Annotated in this window: 15 protein-coding genes; 10 read left to right on the forward strand and 5 right to left on the reverse strand. The window is 71.0% G+C overall.

From position 1 onward, the window contains the following. Window positions 1-235 precede the first annotated feature (235 nt). On the reverse strand, window positions 236-574 hold the full coding sequence (locus ABD978_RS07665) for a cupin domain-containing protein (protein ID WP_345350630.1): 339 nt from the start codon (window positions 572-574) through the stop codon (window positions 236-238). Between the two features lie 64 nt (window positions 575-638). Between ABD978_RS07665 and ABD978_RS07670 the strand changes: the two genes are divergently transcribed. Further along, window positions 639-1595 (forward strand): aminotransferase class I/II-fold pyridoxal phosphate-dependent enzyme, encoded by a 957-nt coding sequence (locus ABD978_RS07670; protein ID WP_345350633.1) that lies wholly within the window; start codon window positions 639-641, stop codon window positions 1593-1595. Between the two features lie 449 nt (window positions 1596-2044). Continuing rightward, on the forward strand, window positions 2045-3154 hold the full coding sequence (locus ABD978_RS07675) for a helix-turn-helix domain-containing protein (protein WP_345350636.1): 1110 nt from the start codon (window positions 2045-2047) through the stop codon (window positions 3152-3154). Window positions 3155-3172: 18 nt separating this feature from the next. On the opposite strand, the gene ABD978_RS07680 is transcribed toward ABD978_RS07675, so the two are convergent. Both ABD978_RS07680 and ABD978_RS07685 read right to left on the reverse strand, forming a co-directional pair. Then, a complete protein-coding gene (locus ABD978_RS07680) occupies window positions 3173-3877 on the reverse strand; it encodes a hemerythrin domain-containing protein (RefSeq protein ID WP_345350639.1) in 705 nt (234 codons plus the stop codon). A 202-nt stretch (window positions 3878-4079) separates the two neighbouring features. After that, window positions 4080-4394 (reverse strand): DUF1330 domain-containing protein, encoded by a 315-nt coding sequence (locus ABD978_RS07685; RefSeq protein ID WP_345350642.1) that lies wholly within the window; start codon window positions 4392-4394, stop codon window positions 4080-4082. Window positions 4395-4728: 334 nt separating this feature from the next. On the opposite strand from ABD978_RS07685, the gene ABD978_RS07690 reads away from it, so the two are divergent. From ABD978_RS07690 to ABD978_RS07720, 7 genes are all read left to right on the forward strand, one after another. After that, window positions 4729-5421: an LppU/SCO3897 family protein gene (locus ABD978_RS07690; RefSeq protein ID WP_345350645.1), complete on the forward strand. Its 693-nt coding sequence runs from the start codon at window positions 4729-4731 to the stop codon at window positions 5419-5421. Window positions 5422-5558: 137 nt separating this feature from the next. Continuing rightward, the gene (locus ABD978_RS07695; RefSeq protein ID WP_345350648.1) at window positions 5559-6041 is read left to right on the forward strand and encodes a YbjN domain-containing protein; all 483 of its coding nucleotides are present in this window, start codon (window positions 5559-5561) and stop codon (window positions 6039-6041) included. A gap of 127 nt (window positions 6042-6168) precedes the next feature. Then, window positions 6169-6588, forward strand: coding sequence for a hypothetical protein (locus ABD978_RS07700; RefSeq protein ID WP_345350651.1), 420 nt, complete (start codon window positions 6169-6171; stop codon window positions 6586-6588). A gap of 271 nt (window positions 6589-6859) precedes the next feature. Then, a complete protein-coding gene (locus ABD978_RS07705; protein WP_345350654.1) occupies window positions 6860-9424 on the forward strand; it encodes an MFS transporter in 2565 nt (854 codons plus the stop codon). Window positions 9425-9528: 104 nt separating this feature from the next. Beyond that, window positions 9529-10044: a MarR family winged helix-turn-helix transcriptional regulator gene (locus tag ABD978_RS07710; protein WP_345350657.1), complete on the forward strand. Its 516-nt coding sequence runs from the start codon at window positions 9529-9531 to the stop codon at window positions 10042-10044. Window positions 10045-10082: 38 nt separating this feature from the next. Further along, a complete protein-coding gene (locus ABD978_RS07715) occupies window positions 10083-10511 on the forward strand; it encodes a hypothetical protein (protein WP_345350660.1) in 429 nt (142 codons plus the stop codon). Between the two features lie 96 nt (window positions 10512-10607). Beyond that, entirely contained in the window at window positions 10608-11228 is a 621-nt protein-coding gene (locus ABD978_RS07720; RefSeq protein ID WP_345350663.1) for a DUF1349 domain-containing protein, read from the forward strand. On the opposite strand, the gene ABD978_RS07725 is transcribed toward ABD978_RS07720, so the two are convergent. Together ABD978_RS07725 and ABD978_RS07730 are read right to left on the reverse strand one after the other, a co-directional pair. Further along, on the reverse strand, window positions 11186-12031 hold the full coding sequence (locus ABD978_RS07725) for an MBL fold metallo-hydrolase (protein WP_345350666.1): 846 nt from the start codon (window positions 12029-12031) through the stop codon (window positions 11186-11188). The two genes, ABD978_RS07720 and ABD978_RS07725, sit on opposite strands and share 43 nt — an antisense overlap. A gap of 32 nt (window positions 12032-12063) precedes the next feature. Next, window positions 12064-12822 (reverse strand): hypothetical protein, encoded by a 759-nt coding sequence (locus ABD978_RS07730; protein WP_345350669.1) that lies wholly within the window; start codon window positions 12820-12822, stop codon window positions 12064-12066. Window positions 12823-13047: 225 nt separating this feature from the next. Here ABD978_RS07730 and ABD978_RS07735 point away from each other — a divergent pair, with 225 nt between their 5' ends. Next, on the forward strand, window positions 13048-14484 hold the full coding sequence (locus tag ABD978_RS07735) for an alpha,alpha-trehalose-phosphate synthase (UDP-forming) (protein WP_345350672.1): 1437 nt from the start codon (window positions 13048-13050) through the stop codon (window positions 14482-14484). The last annotated feature ends 7 nt before the right edge of the window (window positions 14485-14491 follow it).

The raw sequence follows: 14491 nt of genomic DNA on the forward strand, positions 1-14491 counted from the left end.
CCGGACACTTACATAGATCAGGAAAGCCCGCCAGAATTGCTCTGGCGGGCTTTCCTGCGTTTAACGGCAGATCAGGCAGGCGTTTCGTGGTGTCTACCCAGGCGGGACGATTTCCCGCCTGGGTAGACACCACCGAGGGACAGGGCCCCCAGGTAGGTGACTCGTACGGGTTGCCCATCCTGTCCCCGGCGCGGCCGGTCGGGCCGTATCGGCGACCTCCTCGCTCTGCGGAGGACTAGTTTCCGTACTGCTTGGTCTCGGGGCGCTCGAGCATCAGGCCGTGTGCGGGCCGGTCGGCGACGGGGCGATGGCGGACACCCCTCGGTACGACGAACAAGTCACCCCGCGTGAGGGTGACCGGCTCCCGCCCCTCCACCTCGATGCGGAAGCTGCCGTCCCAGCACAGGAACAGTTCGTCCTCGTCGTGCTGGTGCCAGGGGAACTCGCCCTCGAACCGGGCTACGCGCACCACGGCGTCGTTCGCCGTCACCAGGTCCTGCGGCTGGTAGGGGCCCGGCAGGCCGGCGATGACCTCGTCGATCGACACCGGGCTCGTCTCGTTCTGCGTTGTCATGCCTCCCATCCTTCAGCCGTACGGGACCCGGCCACAGCGCCAATCCGGGACAATTGGCGCTGAGATGGAGCCAGATGAGCTGGTCGAACGGCTGGGGCGCTGGTCGGCCGGGCGCGGGCCGCTGTACGTACTCCTCGCGGCCCGGCTGCGCCGGCTGATCGACGACGGCGAACTGCCGTCCGACACCCGGTTGCCGCCCGAGCGCGCCTTCGCGGCCGCGCTCGCGGTGGGTCGGAACACGGTCGTCGCGGCGTACGAGCTGCTGCGGACGGAAGGGCGGATCGTACGGCGGCAGGGGAGCGGCACCCGCGTCGCCGGATTCGCCCCGTCGGCGCCGCCCGGCACGACCGGCGCGCCGGTCTTCCTGCACCTGCTGGAGCCGCGGGACGGCGTGATCCTGCTGGCCTGCGCCGCACCGGACTCCCCACTACCAGAACTCGCGGCGGCGTACGGAGGGATCGCCCCCGCGCTCGCGGAGATCAGCGGCGACATCGGCTACCACCCGGCGGGGAACCTGGGACTCCGGCGGGCCGTCGCCGAACGGTACGCGCGGCGCGGGGCGTCCACGGAGCCGGAACAGATCCTGGTCACCAACGGCGGCCAGCAGGCGCTGTCCCTGCTCGCCCGCGCGTTCGTACGGCCCGGCGACCGCGTCCTCGTCGAGGCCCCCACGTACCCCGGCGCGTTTGAGGCGCTCCGCGACGAGGCGGCCGTGCCCCGTACCCTGCCGCCCGGGCTCGACGGCCTCGAGGCGGCCGTGCGCGAGCACCGCCTCCCCGCGCAGCTCGCCGCCGAACTGCTGCCCCACCTGGACACGGTGGTCCGGCGCCGGGCCGCCGAGCGCCGGGTCCGCCACGACCACCTGCGCGCGGAACTGGCCCGGCGCCTTCCCTCCTGGGAGGCGCAGCCGGTCCGCGGTGGCCAGACCCTGCGGATACGCCTGCCGTACGGCGACGGCGCCTCCTTCCGGCGGCCCGCCGGTGGCGGGCCGCACGGCGGCCACGACCTGTCGTTGATGTGAAGGAAGTCGTCCGGGTAGGTCACGCGCCAGTCGGCGGAAGAATCCGTCCCACGGGTGGTCGTTGTCGCCGTCGGCCCCGCCGCGGTCGTGGACCGGGTCGTCGACGTCGTGCGCCGCCGGGCGGTCGGTGGCGTGCGCCGTGGCGCCGGCGATCCACCCGGCCGTGAGAGCGACCGTGATCGTGGCGGCGATCCCGATGGTCAGGCACCGAAGCGCGGCAGACGGCTGTGTTCTTCGTCATTTCCGTCATGGCGCAGCGGTGAGCACGAGGGAATCGGCTGCTTATGGAATGGCGTGACGGAACATGTTTAGATGCGTAGTTGTCCATTTACCGCTTTCTGCGGACAACACGGCTGCCCGGTCGTCCAAGGGATGCCGCCGGGATCGTCCGAATCCCGGGTGACCAGTACGGAAAGGGGATCGGTCGTATGGGCCGCCCGCCCAGGAAGGTGAGTCCGAACGCCGGTCCGGCGGCCCGGTTCGCGCTCGAACTACGGGCGCTCCGCGAACAGGCGGGGAACCTGCCGTACTGGAAAATGGCGCGTCGCTGCCAGGCGTCGAAGAGCGCGCTGGCCGAAGCGGCCGCGGGCCGGCAGATACCGTCCGAGCGGGTGCTGGACGCGTACGTGAGCGTCTGCGGCGGAGACCTGAACAAGTGGCGCGCCCGCCGCGTCGAGGCGCTCGAAGAACTGGAGGCGGCGGCCCGGCCCGGAACGGCCCTGCTCCCGGCCGGCGACCGGTCACCGGTCGGCGAACCCGGCGACGCGTCGGACTCCGCGGACGGCGAGGAGACGTCGCTACCGGCCCTGCGGCGGCCGGCGAGCGTCGCCGCACCGGCCGGCGCGGGCTCCGTCGCCGCCGCCGACATCATCGACGCCGACGTGGTCGAGGACTCGATCCTCAGCCGCGTCCGGGCATCGATCGCCGGGCACGCCGCCGTCTACCTCGCGGGCCTCGCCCTCCTGGTCGCCGTCGGTACGAGCGCTGCCGTGCTGCTGACGCGGCCGGCCTCGAAGACGGCGATCGTCCGGCCGGGTGTCTCCTCGCCCGCTCCGGCCCGGCTAGCGGCGGCCGGCGGCGGCGCGCCGGCCTCGGCGAGCCCGTCCGCGAGCCCCGATCCCAGCGCCAGCGGCTCGCCCGTCCTGCCGCCCGTCCTGCCGCCCGTCACCGCGCCGACCGACCCGGCGAGCGCCTCGCCGTCGGCGCCCCGGACCGGCCGTACGGACAGCGGCCGGACTCGTCCCACGACCGGAAGGGCCGACGGCACGTCGCACCCGTACAAGGTGACCGGCGCGGACAGCGACGGCCTGGCGGTCCAGACCGAACCGCACGTGAACCACGTCCTCCACTACGTGCCGAACGGCACCACCCTGCACGTCGTCTGCCAGACCAACCACGGCGACTGGGTCAAGGAGGACGACCGCTGGCAGTACGGGCGGCACTTCACCACCTGGGACCGGCTCGCCGACGGCACCTGGGTCTACGACTGGTACATGACCACGCCGCGCGTCGACGCCAGCGGCTACTCGCCGGGCATCTCGCCCTGTCCGGGCGGCTGAACCCGCGCTCGCCCGGCGTCAGACGCGCGGCGTGAATCGGGACAGGTCGTAGATGCCCAGCTCCTTCTCGATCCCGGCGACGCGGTCGACGACCCCGGTGAAGCCCGCGGCGCCGAAGCGGCGGTGCTCCTCGTCCTCGAATCGCTCGCCCATCTCGGCGAACTCCCGGGCCGGCATGATGTCGCGGAACGTCGGGAACACCACCGTGTCCTCGCGGGCCTCGTGCGGCGAGTACATCCGGTCGAAGGACCTCATGGCGTCGATGACCCGGTCGCGGGTACGCGCGTCCGTCAGGCCCTGGGCGGTGGCGCCGGCCAGGATCCGCCGGGTGAGGATCCGGCCCTTGTCGTGCTGGGTCGTCAGCACGCTCACCGTGCCGACCAGCCTCCCGGCCTTCCGCAGGCGCGGGAAGACGAACCTCTCCTCGAGGTGCTCGTGGTACTGCTCGATGAACGTACGGATGATGTCGGCGGAGTCGTGCAGTGCCTCCGGTGGGAGACGCGTCCCGGCGCGCAGCCGCCGCTCCGCCTCCTGGTAGATCAGCAGGATCCGCTTCAGGACACCGTGCTCGCGCATGAGGTCCTCGGTCGGCGGCACCTCCTCCGCGGGAGCCGCGACCGCCGCCGTATGAGCGCCGCCCGCCGAGACCAGCACACCCCCCGCCGTCACCGCGGACAGCCGCAACAGCCGCCGCCGCTCCCACACGGACTCGACCCTGGCCATAAGCCGCCCATACCCATCCGGACCAGGGCGAACGCGTCGATGAGCGGGGTGGTCGCTCGCCGGCGCGTTGTGGTGTCGGGGATACGAGGCGGTCGGCCGCAGGACTGCTCGAGTTCCTTGCCCGCGCTGATGAGGCCGGAGTTGTCGGGGAGTTGCGGGTTGCCGCCGGCCGCCTGCTCAACCTGACCTGTCGGGAAGTCGATCAGGCTAGGACGTCGGTGGCGCGGTGGTCGCGGTCGACTCCGTCGATGAGCAGGATGACGCCTCGGGAGTTGTCCGCGCGCAGCGGGATGATCTCGCGGTAGGCGGCGGAGCCGTACCAGGCCTGGGCCGCCTGCAGGTCGGGGAACTCGATGACGATGAGGTCGCCCGACCAGTCGCCCTCCCGTACGTCGGGCTTGGCGCCGTGGATGATGAACCGCCCGCCGTACGGCTCCAGGGTCGCGTCGATCCGCTCGAGGTACTCGACGATCCCCGGGCCGACGTCGTGCAGGTGTCCGATGGCGTATCCGGCCATGATTCCTCCAGGTCCCTTGCTCGCGGAACGGGATCCGCTTTCGTTGACGACGTCAGTCTGCTGGTCGCCGCGACGCTCGGCGATTACGCGACAGGTAATGCGACGTCTTACGCGTTCGGTATCGGGTTCGCGACGGTGACTCGGTCAGGCCGGCCGGCGTGAGCCGCCGTCGGCAAGGGCGTTCGTGTTCCCCCCGACAAAGATCCATCGAAGGTCGGATCATGGGAGAATCCCGGTCGGTCCCGGTGCGGCTCGCGCGGCGAGCGCGGCCGGGGCGGTATCTCGGGAGGGCCGGCGGTCGGCGGCCTCCCGACGCGCCGACCAGGAGGAACCCATGTCCGAACCGTACGGCCAGCCGCCCTCGCCCAACTGGCAGCCGTCCAGCCCGGTGCCGCCGCCCGGAGCGCACGGACCGGGGCCCGCGCCGTACGGGACGCAGCCTCCACCTCCCGGCCCCGGAATGGCCGGCCCGCAGGCCCCGTACGGCCAGCCGGGAGCGCAGGCGCCGTACGGGCAGCCCGGAGCGCAGGCGCCGTACGGGCAACCGGGAGCGCAGGCCCCGTATGGGCAGCCCGGAGCGCAGGCTCCGTACCCGCCGTCAGGCCCGTACCAGCCCGGCCCGTACGGTGCGCCGCCGTTCGGCGGGCCGACGCCCGCCCAGCGCCGGAAGCGCGCGCTGCTGGTCGTGCCGATCGCGCTCGTCCTCCTGATCGGGTTGATCGTGGTCAGCCGGCTGTCGTCGCACAGCGACGACGTGGCCGTCGGGGACTGCGTCGAGCGGGTGACGAGCGGGGCGACCCAGAGCCGCGACGACAAGATCAAGAAGGTCGGCTGCACGGACGCGAACGCCGGCTACAAGGTCGTCGGCAAGGTCGAGCACGTGTCGAAGATCAGCCTGGACATCAAGGAGAACCTCTCCGGCAACGGCAAGGGGATCTGCGGCCAGTTCCCGACCGCGACCGTCCGTTTCTGGAAGGGCACCAGCAAGGACGGCTACGTGCTCTGCATGGCCCCGAACCAGCACTGAGCGCCTCCCGGCGGGCCGCGGCGAGGGGCGGCCCCGCCGGGCGGTCGTGGGGTCCATCACTCAAAGTTCCGGTAACGCGTACTGAAAGGCGTTGGTGCGGCAGAATCTGACTACTGTCCGCGAGAATGGAGTCACGCATGGAAGCCGAACCTCCGAGTACCCCGTCCTCCAGTGGCTCCCACCCGTGTGTGGTCCGGCCCGATGTCGAGCTCCTGGAGGAGGTGCTGGACCAGCTGGAGGTGAGCTCGTTCCGGGACACCCGGGGCCGCCTGGGCACGCGCTGGCCCTGCTTCAGCCTCTTCTTCACCATCCATGACGAGGACGAGGTCTTCTCCGCCCGCACGATCTACGACCACTTCTTCAGCGTTGAGGACAAGCCGACGCTCTGCGCGGTCCTCGACGAGTGGAATCGCGACACCACGGGGCTGAAGGGCTATACCGCCACCGACGACGACGGCAGTGTGATCATCGTCAGTGAGGCGATGATGCGCACCGACGGCGGCGTGACCCGTGAGCAGTTCGCCGCGTCGGCGACCATCTGGCTCGGGCTGGCCGGGTCGTTCCACCTCTGGCTGACGCAGCGGCTCTCGCTCGCCGGTCTCGCCGGCGAGCCCCTCTGAGGCCACCGGCCGTTCGGTTCCGCTTCCCCCGGAGACATGATCATCGGGCCTATTGTTGATCATGAAGGATCGGGGCATCCGGTCCGTTCGGCGACGAGTCGGTGTGGATGGGAGCGGTATGGACGGGATGAAGAGGATCGCCGCGGCGGGGCTGGGGATCGGCGTGGCCCTGACGGCCTCGGCGGTCGTGGCCAGCGCGGCGCAGGCGCAGACCCTGGCGCAGCCGTACACGCCGGAGCAGATCTGCGGGTCCGGCTTCCAGGTGATCGAGTCGCAGCCGCTGGGCAAGGCCGGTGAGGCGCGCGTCTACTTCCTCAACAACGGGCCGACCAACTGCGTGGTGACGCTCAAGCAGGGGGCGTACGTCGGCAACTCCGTCAAGATCTCGGCCCGCCTGCAGATCGTGGGCGGGAGCACGCAGACCGACGGCCCCGCGGCGTTCAAGTACTACGCCGGACCGCTGAAGGCGGATCCGCAGGGCGGATGCATGGTCTACGGCGGCACCTACGGCTCCTACAGCTACACGTCCCCGTCCACCTGCGGCTGACCTTCCGCTTCGACGACCCGAGGGTCGACCGGCCACCCGGCCCGGTCGGCCCTTTTTTCGTGCCATCGCGGGTATTAGGTTGCTTAGGGCAACCAAGTGGGTTTATAGTTGCTTCAGGCAAGCAAATGATGCCCTACCTCCCCTCCCGACCGGCGGCGCACCGAGGCCCTGACCGGCGGTGGTGAGACCCCACGATCTCCCGCGCGGACGCGATCGCGCGGTCGCCGTACGAACGACCCCCACACCCGTAGGTGGGGGCGAAAGGAATTTGATGACAACCGCAGCACCGGCCGAGGCGCGGGTGACCGGCCACGGATCGGACGCCCCGATGTCGCATCGGCAGATCATGGAAGCGCTGTCCGGTCTGTTGCTCGGCCTGTTCGTCGCGATCCTGTCGTCGACCGTCGTGTCGAACGCGCTTCCGACGATCACCGCCGACCTGCACGCGAGCCAGACCGCCTACACCTGGGTGATCACCGCCACCCTGCTCGCGACCACGATCTCCACCCCCATCTGGGGCAAGCTCGCGGACCTGATGAGCAAGAAGCTGCTCATCCAGCTCGGCCTGCTGGTGTACGTCATCGGGTCGGCGATCGCCGGCCTGTCGCAGAACTCCGGGATGCTCATCGCCGCCCGCGTGGTGCAGGGTCTCGGCGCCGGCGGCCTGACCGCCCTGGCCCAGACGATCATGGCGGTCATGATCGCGCCGCGTGAGCGCGGCCGTTACTCCGGCTACATGGGCGCGGTGTTCGCGCTGGCCACGATCGGCGGCCCGCTGATCGGCGGCGTCATCGTCGACACGTCCTGGCTGGGCTGGCGCTGGTGCTTCTACGTCGGCGTGCCGTTCGCGGTCCTCGCCCTCATCGTCCTGCAGAAGACCCTGCACCTGCCGACCACCAAGCGGAAGGTCAAGGTCGACTGGCTCGGCGCCACACTGCTCGCCGCCGCCGTGTCCCTCCTGCTGATCTGGGTCTCCTTCGCCGGGACCAAGTACGACTGGCTGTCCTGGCAGACCGCCGTCATGGTCGGCGGCGCCCTGGTCCTCGCCGTGATCTTCGTGGTCGCCGAGAACATGGCCGCCGAGCCGATCGTGCCGCTGCCGCTGTTCCGCAACCCCACCATGAGCCTGGCGGTGGTGGCGAGCCTGTTCATCGGTGTCGCGATGTTCGGCGCGACCACCTTCCTCAGCCAGTACTTCCAGCTCGCCCGTGGCGACTCGCCGACGAAGGCCGGCCTCATGACCCTGCCGATGATCGCGGGTCTGGCCCTGGCGTCGACCATCAGCGGCCGGATCATCACCCGCACCGGCCGGTACAAGGGCTTCATGATCGCCGGCGGCATCCTCATGACCGCCGGGTACGGCCTCATGAGCGTGCTGCGCCACGACACGGCGTACTGGGAAGTCTCGATCTTCATGTTCTTCATCGGCGTCGGCCTCGGCACGACGATGCAGAACACCGTCCTCGCCGTGCAGAACCAGGTGCGCCTCGAGCAGATGGGCGCGGCCAGCTCCTCCGTCTCGCTGTTCCGTACGCTCGGCGGTGCGGTCGGCGTCTCGGCGCTCGGCGCGCTGCTGTCCAACCGGGTCACCCACTACACGACGGACGGCCTGGCCCGTCTCGGCATCCACCAGGCCGCGTCCAGCGGCGGCGAGGCCATCCCCAACCTGTCCGCGCTGCCCGCCCCGGTCCGCGCGGTCGTCGAGGCGTCCTTCGGCCACGGCATCGGCGACGTGTTCATGTTCGCCGCCCCCTGCGCGTTCGTCGCGCTGCTCGCCATCCTGTTCATCAAGGAGGTGCCGCTGCGCACCTCGCGCACCGAGGAGCAGAAGCCCGAGCCCGCCCCGGCCGCCCCGCGCGGCCAGCACGCCCGGCGTGAGGACTGGCAGCCGGCCGCCGCGACCGCGGCGGTGGCGAACGGCACGACCCGTCCCTTCACCACCCAGCCCGGCGCGGCCCCGGCCGTCGCCGAGTCGGCCGCGGCGCAGTACGGCACGACCGCCTCGGCCGCGCCGATGGCGACCCTGGCCGACGTGACGGCCGCTTCCAACGGGAGCACGCCGACCGGCGGCGGTGTGATCCGCGGCTTCATCCGGAGCCCCGAGGGCAACCCGGTGCCGCACGCCGCGATCACGCTGATCGACGTGCGCGGCCGCCAGATCGGCCGTGCGACGGCGCGGCCGGACGGCCGGTACGAGGTCGGCACCCCCGGCAGCGGCACGTACGTGCTGATCGCGGCGGCCGGTGACCACGACCCGCAGGCCGCCACCCTGGTGACCGGCGACCAGCCGCTCGACTACGACCTGGTCCTCGCCGGCAACGGCGGGCTCACAGGGACCGTGCACGACACGAACGGCTCGCCGATCGGCGGCGCGATGGTCGTCGTGACCGACGTCCGCGGCGAGGTCGTCGCGAGCGGCGTGACCGACGCCGCGGGCGGCTACTCCTTCAACCAGGTCGTCGCCGGGACGTACACCGTCGCGGTCAGCGCCGACGGGCACCGCCCGGCCGCGGTGCTCACCGAGGTCGGCGGCGACGGCGGGACGAAGGTGACCCGGCAGGACGTCGAACTGCAGCCGGGCGTCCGCATCGCGGGCACCGTCCAGGCGCGCGGTCGCGGCCCGCTCGAGGACGCCCGCGTCACCCTGCTCGACGCGGCCGGCAACGTCGTCGCCGTCACCACGACCGGCCCGGACGGGCGCTACTCCTTCGCCGACCTGACCGGCGGGCAGTACACCGTCACCGCGACCGGGTACGCGCCGGCGGCGAGCTCGGTCAGCCTGAACGGTCACGACGTGGACGAACACGACGTATGGCTCGGCCACGCCACCAACTGACCACGATGACCGGGTCGGCCCGCCCCGGCCCGGTCATCGTTCCGACCTGTCATCCTGGAACAGACGGCACGACGGGGACCGCCGGGGCACGAGGAAAGCGAGCGATGACCGAAGCACCAGTCGCGATCAGCGCCGGAAAGGACCAGGCGTACCACGCGCTCGAGCACGAGCTCGGCGTGCTGATGCGCCGCGCGCGAGCGCTGTCGAACGAGTTCATGCGGGAGATCCACCCGGACCTGGACGCCGCCGCGTACGGGCTGCTCGCGGGCCTGCGTGAGTGCGCTCCGGCCCGCCCCAGCGACCTCGCGGAGTACTTCAAGGTCGGCAAGGCCACCATGAGCCGCCAGCTCAAGGTGCTGGAGGAACTCGGCCTGATCGAGCGGCGGCCCGACCCGGGGGACCGGCGGGCGCACCTGTTCGACCTCACCCCTGAGGGGCGCCGGCGGATGGACGCCGTCAGCGCTTCGCGCCAGGACACCTTCCACCGGCTCCTCGCGGCCTGGCCGGTGGAGGACGTCCGCGTCCTGGCCACGATGCTGGCCCGGTTCAACCGGCTCACCGAGACCGCCGTGAAGCCGATCCGGTCGCGGGCCGACGCCGCCTGTGACCCCATCGGGTAAAGGTCCATTAACCCGCGGTTGCCACTAATCTTCGGCGGATGCGGCGAATACTGATCATGTGCACCGTTGCCGGGATGCTCGCGTCGGCCACCGCCTGCGGCGGCGGGTCGAAGGGCGACGACGCGAAGACCGCTTCGGCCAAGCCGACCGACACGGCGGACACCGGCACCGGGAAGACCTCGGAGGAACCGACGTCCAAGCCCGCCGGCGGCACTCACGCGGTCGTCCTGGAGGTGCTCGGCACCGGGGAACTGCCCGGGATCCTCTACAACGCGAAGACCAGCGGCAACGCCACCAACGTGAAGCTGCCGTGGAAGAAGACCGACGAGGTGCCGGCCGGTCACCTGCTGGCCGTCCTCGCCAGCTCGGGCTCGGAGAAGGTGACCTGCAGCATCACGGTCGACGGGAAGGTCGTCGTCAAGAAGACCGGCACGGTCGCCCAGTGCCGCTACACGCTGAAGAAATGAGCGCTCGACGGGCTCTGTACGAACCTCCGGTCGCGGCCTACCGTCTGTTTGGGATCGCTCCAAAAGACGGCGGCTCGCGAATCTGAAGGAGACGGTGTGGCGCAAGCAGTCGGGCAGCTCGGCATCCCCCGCATCCCCGTGTCGTTGCGGTGGGATGGAGAGCCGGCCAGTTCCTACCGGATGACGGACGACGGACTGGAGATCTCCGCCGGCCCGGACACGGACCTGTTCATCGACCCAGAGCGTACGGCCGTGAAGATGAACGCGCCGCACCTTCTCGCCTGCGCGGAGGGTGACTTCCTGCTCAGCGCCCGCGTCCAGGTCGGCTTCGAGTCGACGTTCGACGCGGGCGCGCTGCTCGTGTGGCTCAACGACCGCGCCTGGGCCAAGCTGGCCTTCGAGCTGTCCCCGCAGCGTGAGCCCACGGTGGTGTCCGTGGTGACGCGCGGCACCTCCGACGACTGCAACTCCTTCGTCGTCGACGACGGGCACGTCTGGTTGCGGGTGGCGCGGGTCGGCACCGCGTACGCGTTCCACGCCTCCACCGACGGGGTGTACTGGCGGCTCATCCGCCACTTCGCGCTGTACGCGTCGGAGCGGACGACCCCGTCGTACGGCTTCTCGGCGCAGTCGCCCACGGGGGTCGGCTGCACCGCGGCCTTCGACGCGATCGCCTACGAGCCGAGGCGCCTGATGGAGCTGCGCGACGGCTCCTGAGCCGCCGCCATCCGTCGATCCAGCTCGACGGGGTCGTGTGCGGAGAACATCGTGACGTCACCGCTCCGGGCCAGCTCCCGGAGCCGGTCGACGTTGTGCAGCCGTGTCGTACGGTCCGCCTGGACGAACGTCTGGAAGAGCCGCATGCCCGGCGGGCAGCCGCCCGACTCGACCTGGTCGTGGTGGAAGTAGGCGTCCCCGGCGTGCAGAATCCAGCCGTCGCCGGTGTCGACCGCGACGCCGGCGTGGCCGCGGGTGTGCCCGACCAGCGGGACGAGCAGCAGCCCGCCGGGCAGGCCGCGTACGGACTCGAACCCGTGCCAGCGGTCGCCGCCGTCCTGGTGCTCGACCCAGCGCGGCCGGTGCGACCACACCACGGGCCGGTAGCGCTCGCGCTCGAACCAGGTCACCGGCCGCCGCGCGGCGTCCAGTTCGGCGGCGTACACGTGGACCTCGGCCTCCGGGAAGTCGATCAGCCCGGCCGTGTGGTCGACGTCGAGGTGGGTCAGCACGATGTGGCGTACGTCGGCGGCCGTGTGGCCGAGCGCCGCGATCTGCCGGACGGCGGTCTCCGCGACGTCGAGCCGCGGCCGGCTCATCGCGACGAACGGCCGGCCGAGGATCTCCTTCGGCCGGGCGACGGCCTGCGTCCCGATCCCCGTGTCGACGAGCACGAGGCCCTCGTCGGTCTCGATCAGCAGGCAGTGGCAGACCCACCGCGCCGTCGTCCGGTCACCGCTCTCGTTGAGGAGCCGCCCGCCGAACGGCCGCATCGTGCCGCAGTTCAAATGATGGACACGCACGCGGACCCTCCAGGACGTCGCCGGCAGCCGCCTCATGGTAGGACAGCGTGATCATCCGTGACGATCCCTGAGTCCGGGGATAGGGCGCCTCGTGACGCCCGGCGGAGCCGCCTGGCGGCGGGCACCGAGAGGGCCGCGATGATGCCGAGGGCGATGGCGACGACGTGCTCGCGGCCGGCGAGGTTCGGCAGCAGGGTGACCTCGGTGACCATCGAGGTGAGCAGCACGGTCAGCGCCCGCGGCGCGCGGCGGACGCAGCAGACGTACGCGACGAGGGCGACGACCGCCGCCGACGGGCCGGTGTCGGAGACGTACCGGGAGATCCACGGCAGGCCGACGACGGTGCCCGGTCCGAGGTAGCACATGATCCGGCCGCTGAGCGTGCACAGGAAGGTGGCGGTCAGCGCGACCGTCAGCGTACGGCGTCGGCCGACGCACGCCTCGGCGATCCCGAAGACCGCGAACACCTGCAGCAGCGAGCCCCAGACCGGAAGGTTCGGCGCCGGCGCGTACATCGAGGCGGGTAGCCGGACGATGACGAGGTAGAACGGAGTGGAGGCGGAGACGTCACTGATCAGCCGGAGGACGTAGGTGCCCAGGGCGGAGAAGTGCAGCGACCAGAGGACGAGCACCGCCGCGGCCGAGCCGAACGCCAGCGGCAGCCGGCCACGGCGCAGCCGCGCCAGCGGCTCGGCCGTCAGCCGATGCGCCTCCGCGACCGTGCCCGTGATCCAGGCGGGGCGGGGGCGTCCGGCGCCGTGGCCGGTGCGAAGCCCGCCGACATTGCTCACATCACTACCTCGTGAGGGGGAATCTTGACCGTGGGCTTAATGGTCTCTCCAGGACGGCTTCGCGTCCTCACACCGCAGGCTGATTCTGGCTCCGCCGCGAGGGTGAACGTTCTTCGCGGGGGTCGTTCGATGTGACGACGATCCCGAAATCCGACGGAACTGGATGAAACAGTCAAATTTGGGGAGGAGGGGAACGTGTCAGCCTCTAACGTGTCAACTTCCAGCATGTCAAAATCCACGAAGAACGAGTTCGTCGTCGTCGCCAACCGGCTGCCCGTCGACCGGGTGGTCGATGAGGACGGCGAAGCGTCCTGGCGGCGAAGTCCCGGCGGCCTGGTCACCGCGATCGTCCCCGTCATGCAGCGACGTGGCGGCGCGTGGGTCGGCTGGGTCGGCGCGCCGGACGAGGACCTGGAGCCGTTCAGCGCCGAGGGTCTGGACCTCGTCCCCATTCGCCTGTCCGCGGAGGAGGTCGAGCGGTACTACGAGGGGTTCTCCAACGCCACACTCTGGCCCCTGTACCACGACGTCGTCGCCACCCCGGTCTACAAGCGGACCCTGTGGGACGCGTACGTCCGGGTCAACCGGCGGTTCGCGGAGGCGGCCGCGGAGGTCGCCGCCGAGGGCGCCATCGTCTGGGTGCAGGACTACCAGCTCCAGCTCGTGCCGAAGATGCTCCGGGAGCTGCGCCCCGACCTGCGCATCGGTTTCTTCCTGCACATCCCGTTCCCGCCGATGGAGCTGTTCGTCCAGCTCCCCTGGCGCAAGCAGATCCTCGAGGGCCTGCTCGGCGCGGACCTGGTCGGCTTTCAGACCGCCGACGCCGCCGCCAACTTCTCCCGGCTCTGCAGACGCCTGGTGGGCGCGAAGACCCATCGGAACGAGATCCGCGTCGAGGACCGGGTCGTACGGGCGGAGGCGTTCCCGATCTCGGTGGACGTCAAGGAGCTGATCGACCTGATCGGCCGGCCCGAGGTGCGGCAGCGGGCCGCGGAGATCCGCGAGGACCTCGGCAACCCCGGCACGATCCTGCTCGGCGTCGACCGTCTCGACTACACCAAGGGCATCCGCCAGCGGCTGCAGGCGTTCAGTGAGCTGTTCCGCGACGGCCGGCTGAAGAGCGGCGACGCGGTGTTCGTGCAGATCGCCACGCCGAGCCGGGAACGCGTCGAGCAGTACCGCCTGCTGCGCGACGACATCGAGCTGTTCGTCGGCCGGGCCAACGGCCTCTACTCCGAGCTCGGCGCACCGGTCATCAACTACCTGCACACGTCGTACACGCGCGACGAGTTGGCGGCCCTCTTCCTCGCCGCCGACGTGATGGTCGTGACGCCGCTGCGCGACGGCATGAACCTCGTGGCCAAGGAGTACATCGCCTGCCGCGCGGACCTGCGCGGCAGCCTGGTGCTCAGCGAGTTCGCCGGGGCGGCCGAGGAGATGAAGCGCGCCTTCCTCGTCAACCCGTACGACATCGACGGCATGAAGCAGACGCTGCTGGACGCCATGAAGGCGAGCCCGGCCGAGCAGCACCGCCGAATGCGAGCCCTGCGCAAGCGGGTCATCGAGTACGACGTCGACCGGTGGGCGCACGACTTCCTCGTGTCCCTGGAACGGCCGCACGCGTCCGAACGCCCCGTCGAGGAGGTGGCGTCCGCCGTCTAGCGCCCTC

Source organism: Actinoallomurus liliacearum (assembly GCF_039542035.1).
In the GTDB taxonomy this organism is placed as follows: Bacteria; Actinomycetota; Actinomycetes; order Streptosporangiales; family Streptosporangiaceae; genus Actinoallomurus; species Actinoallomurus liliacearum.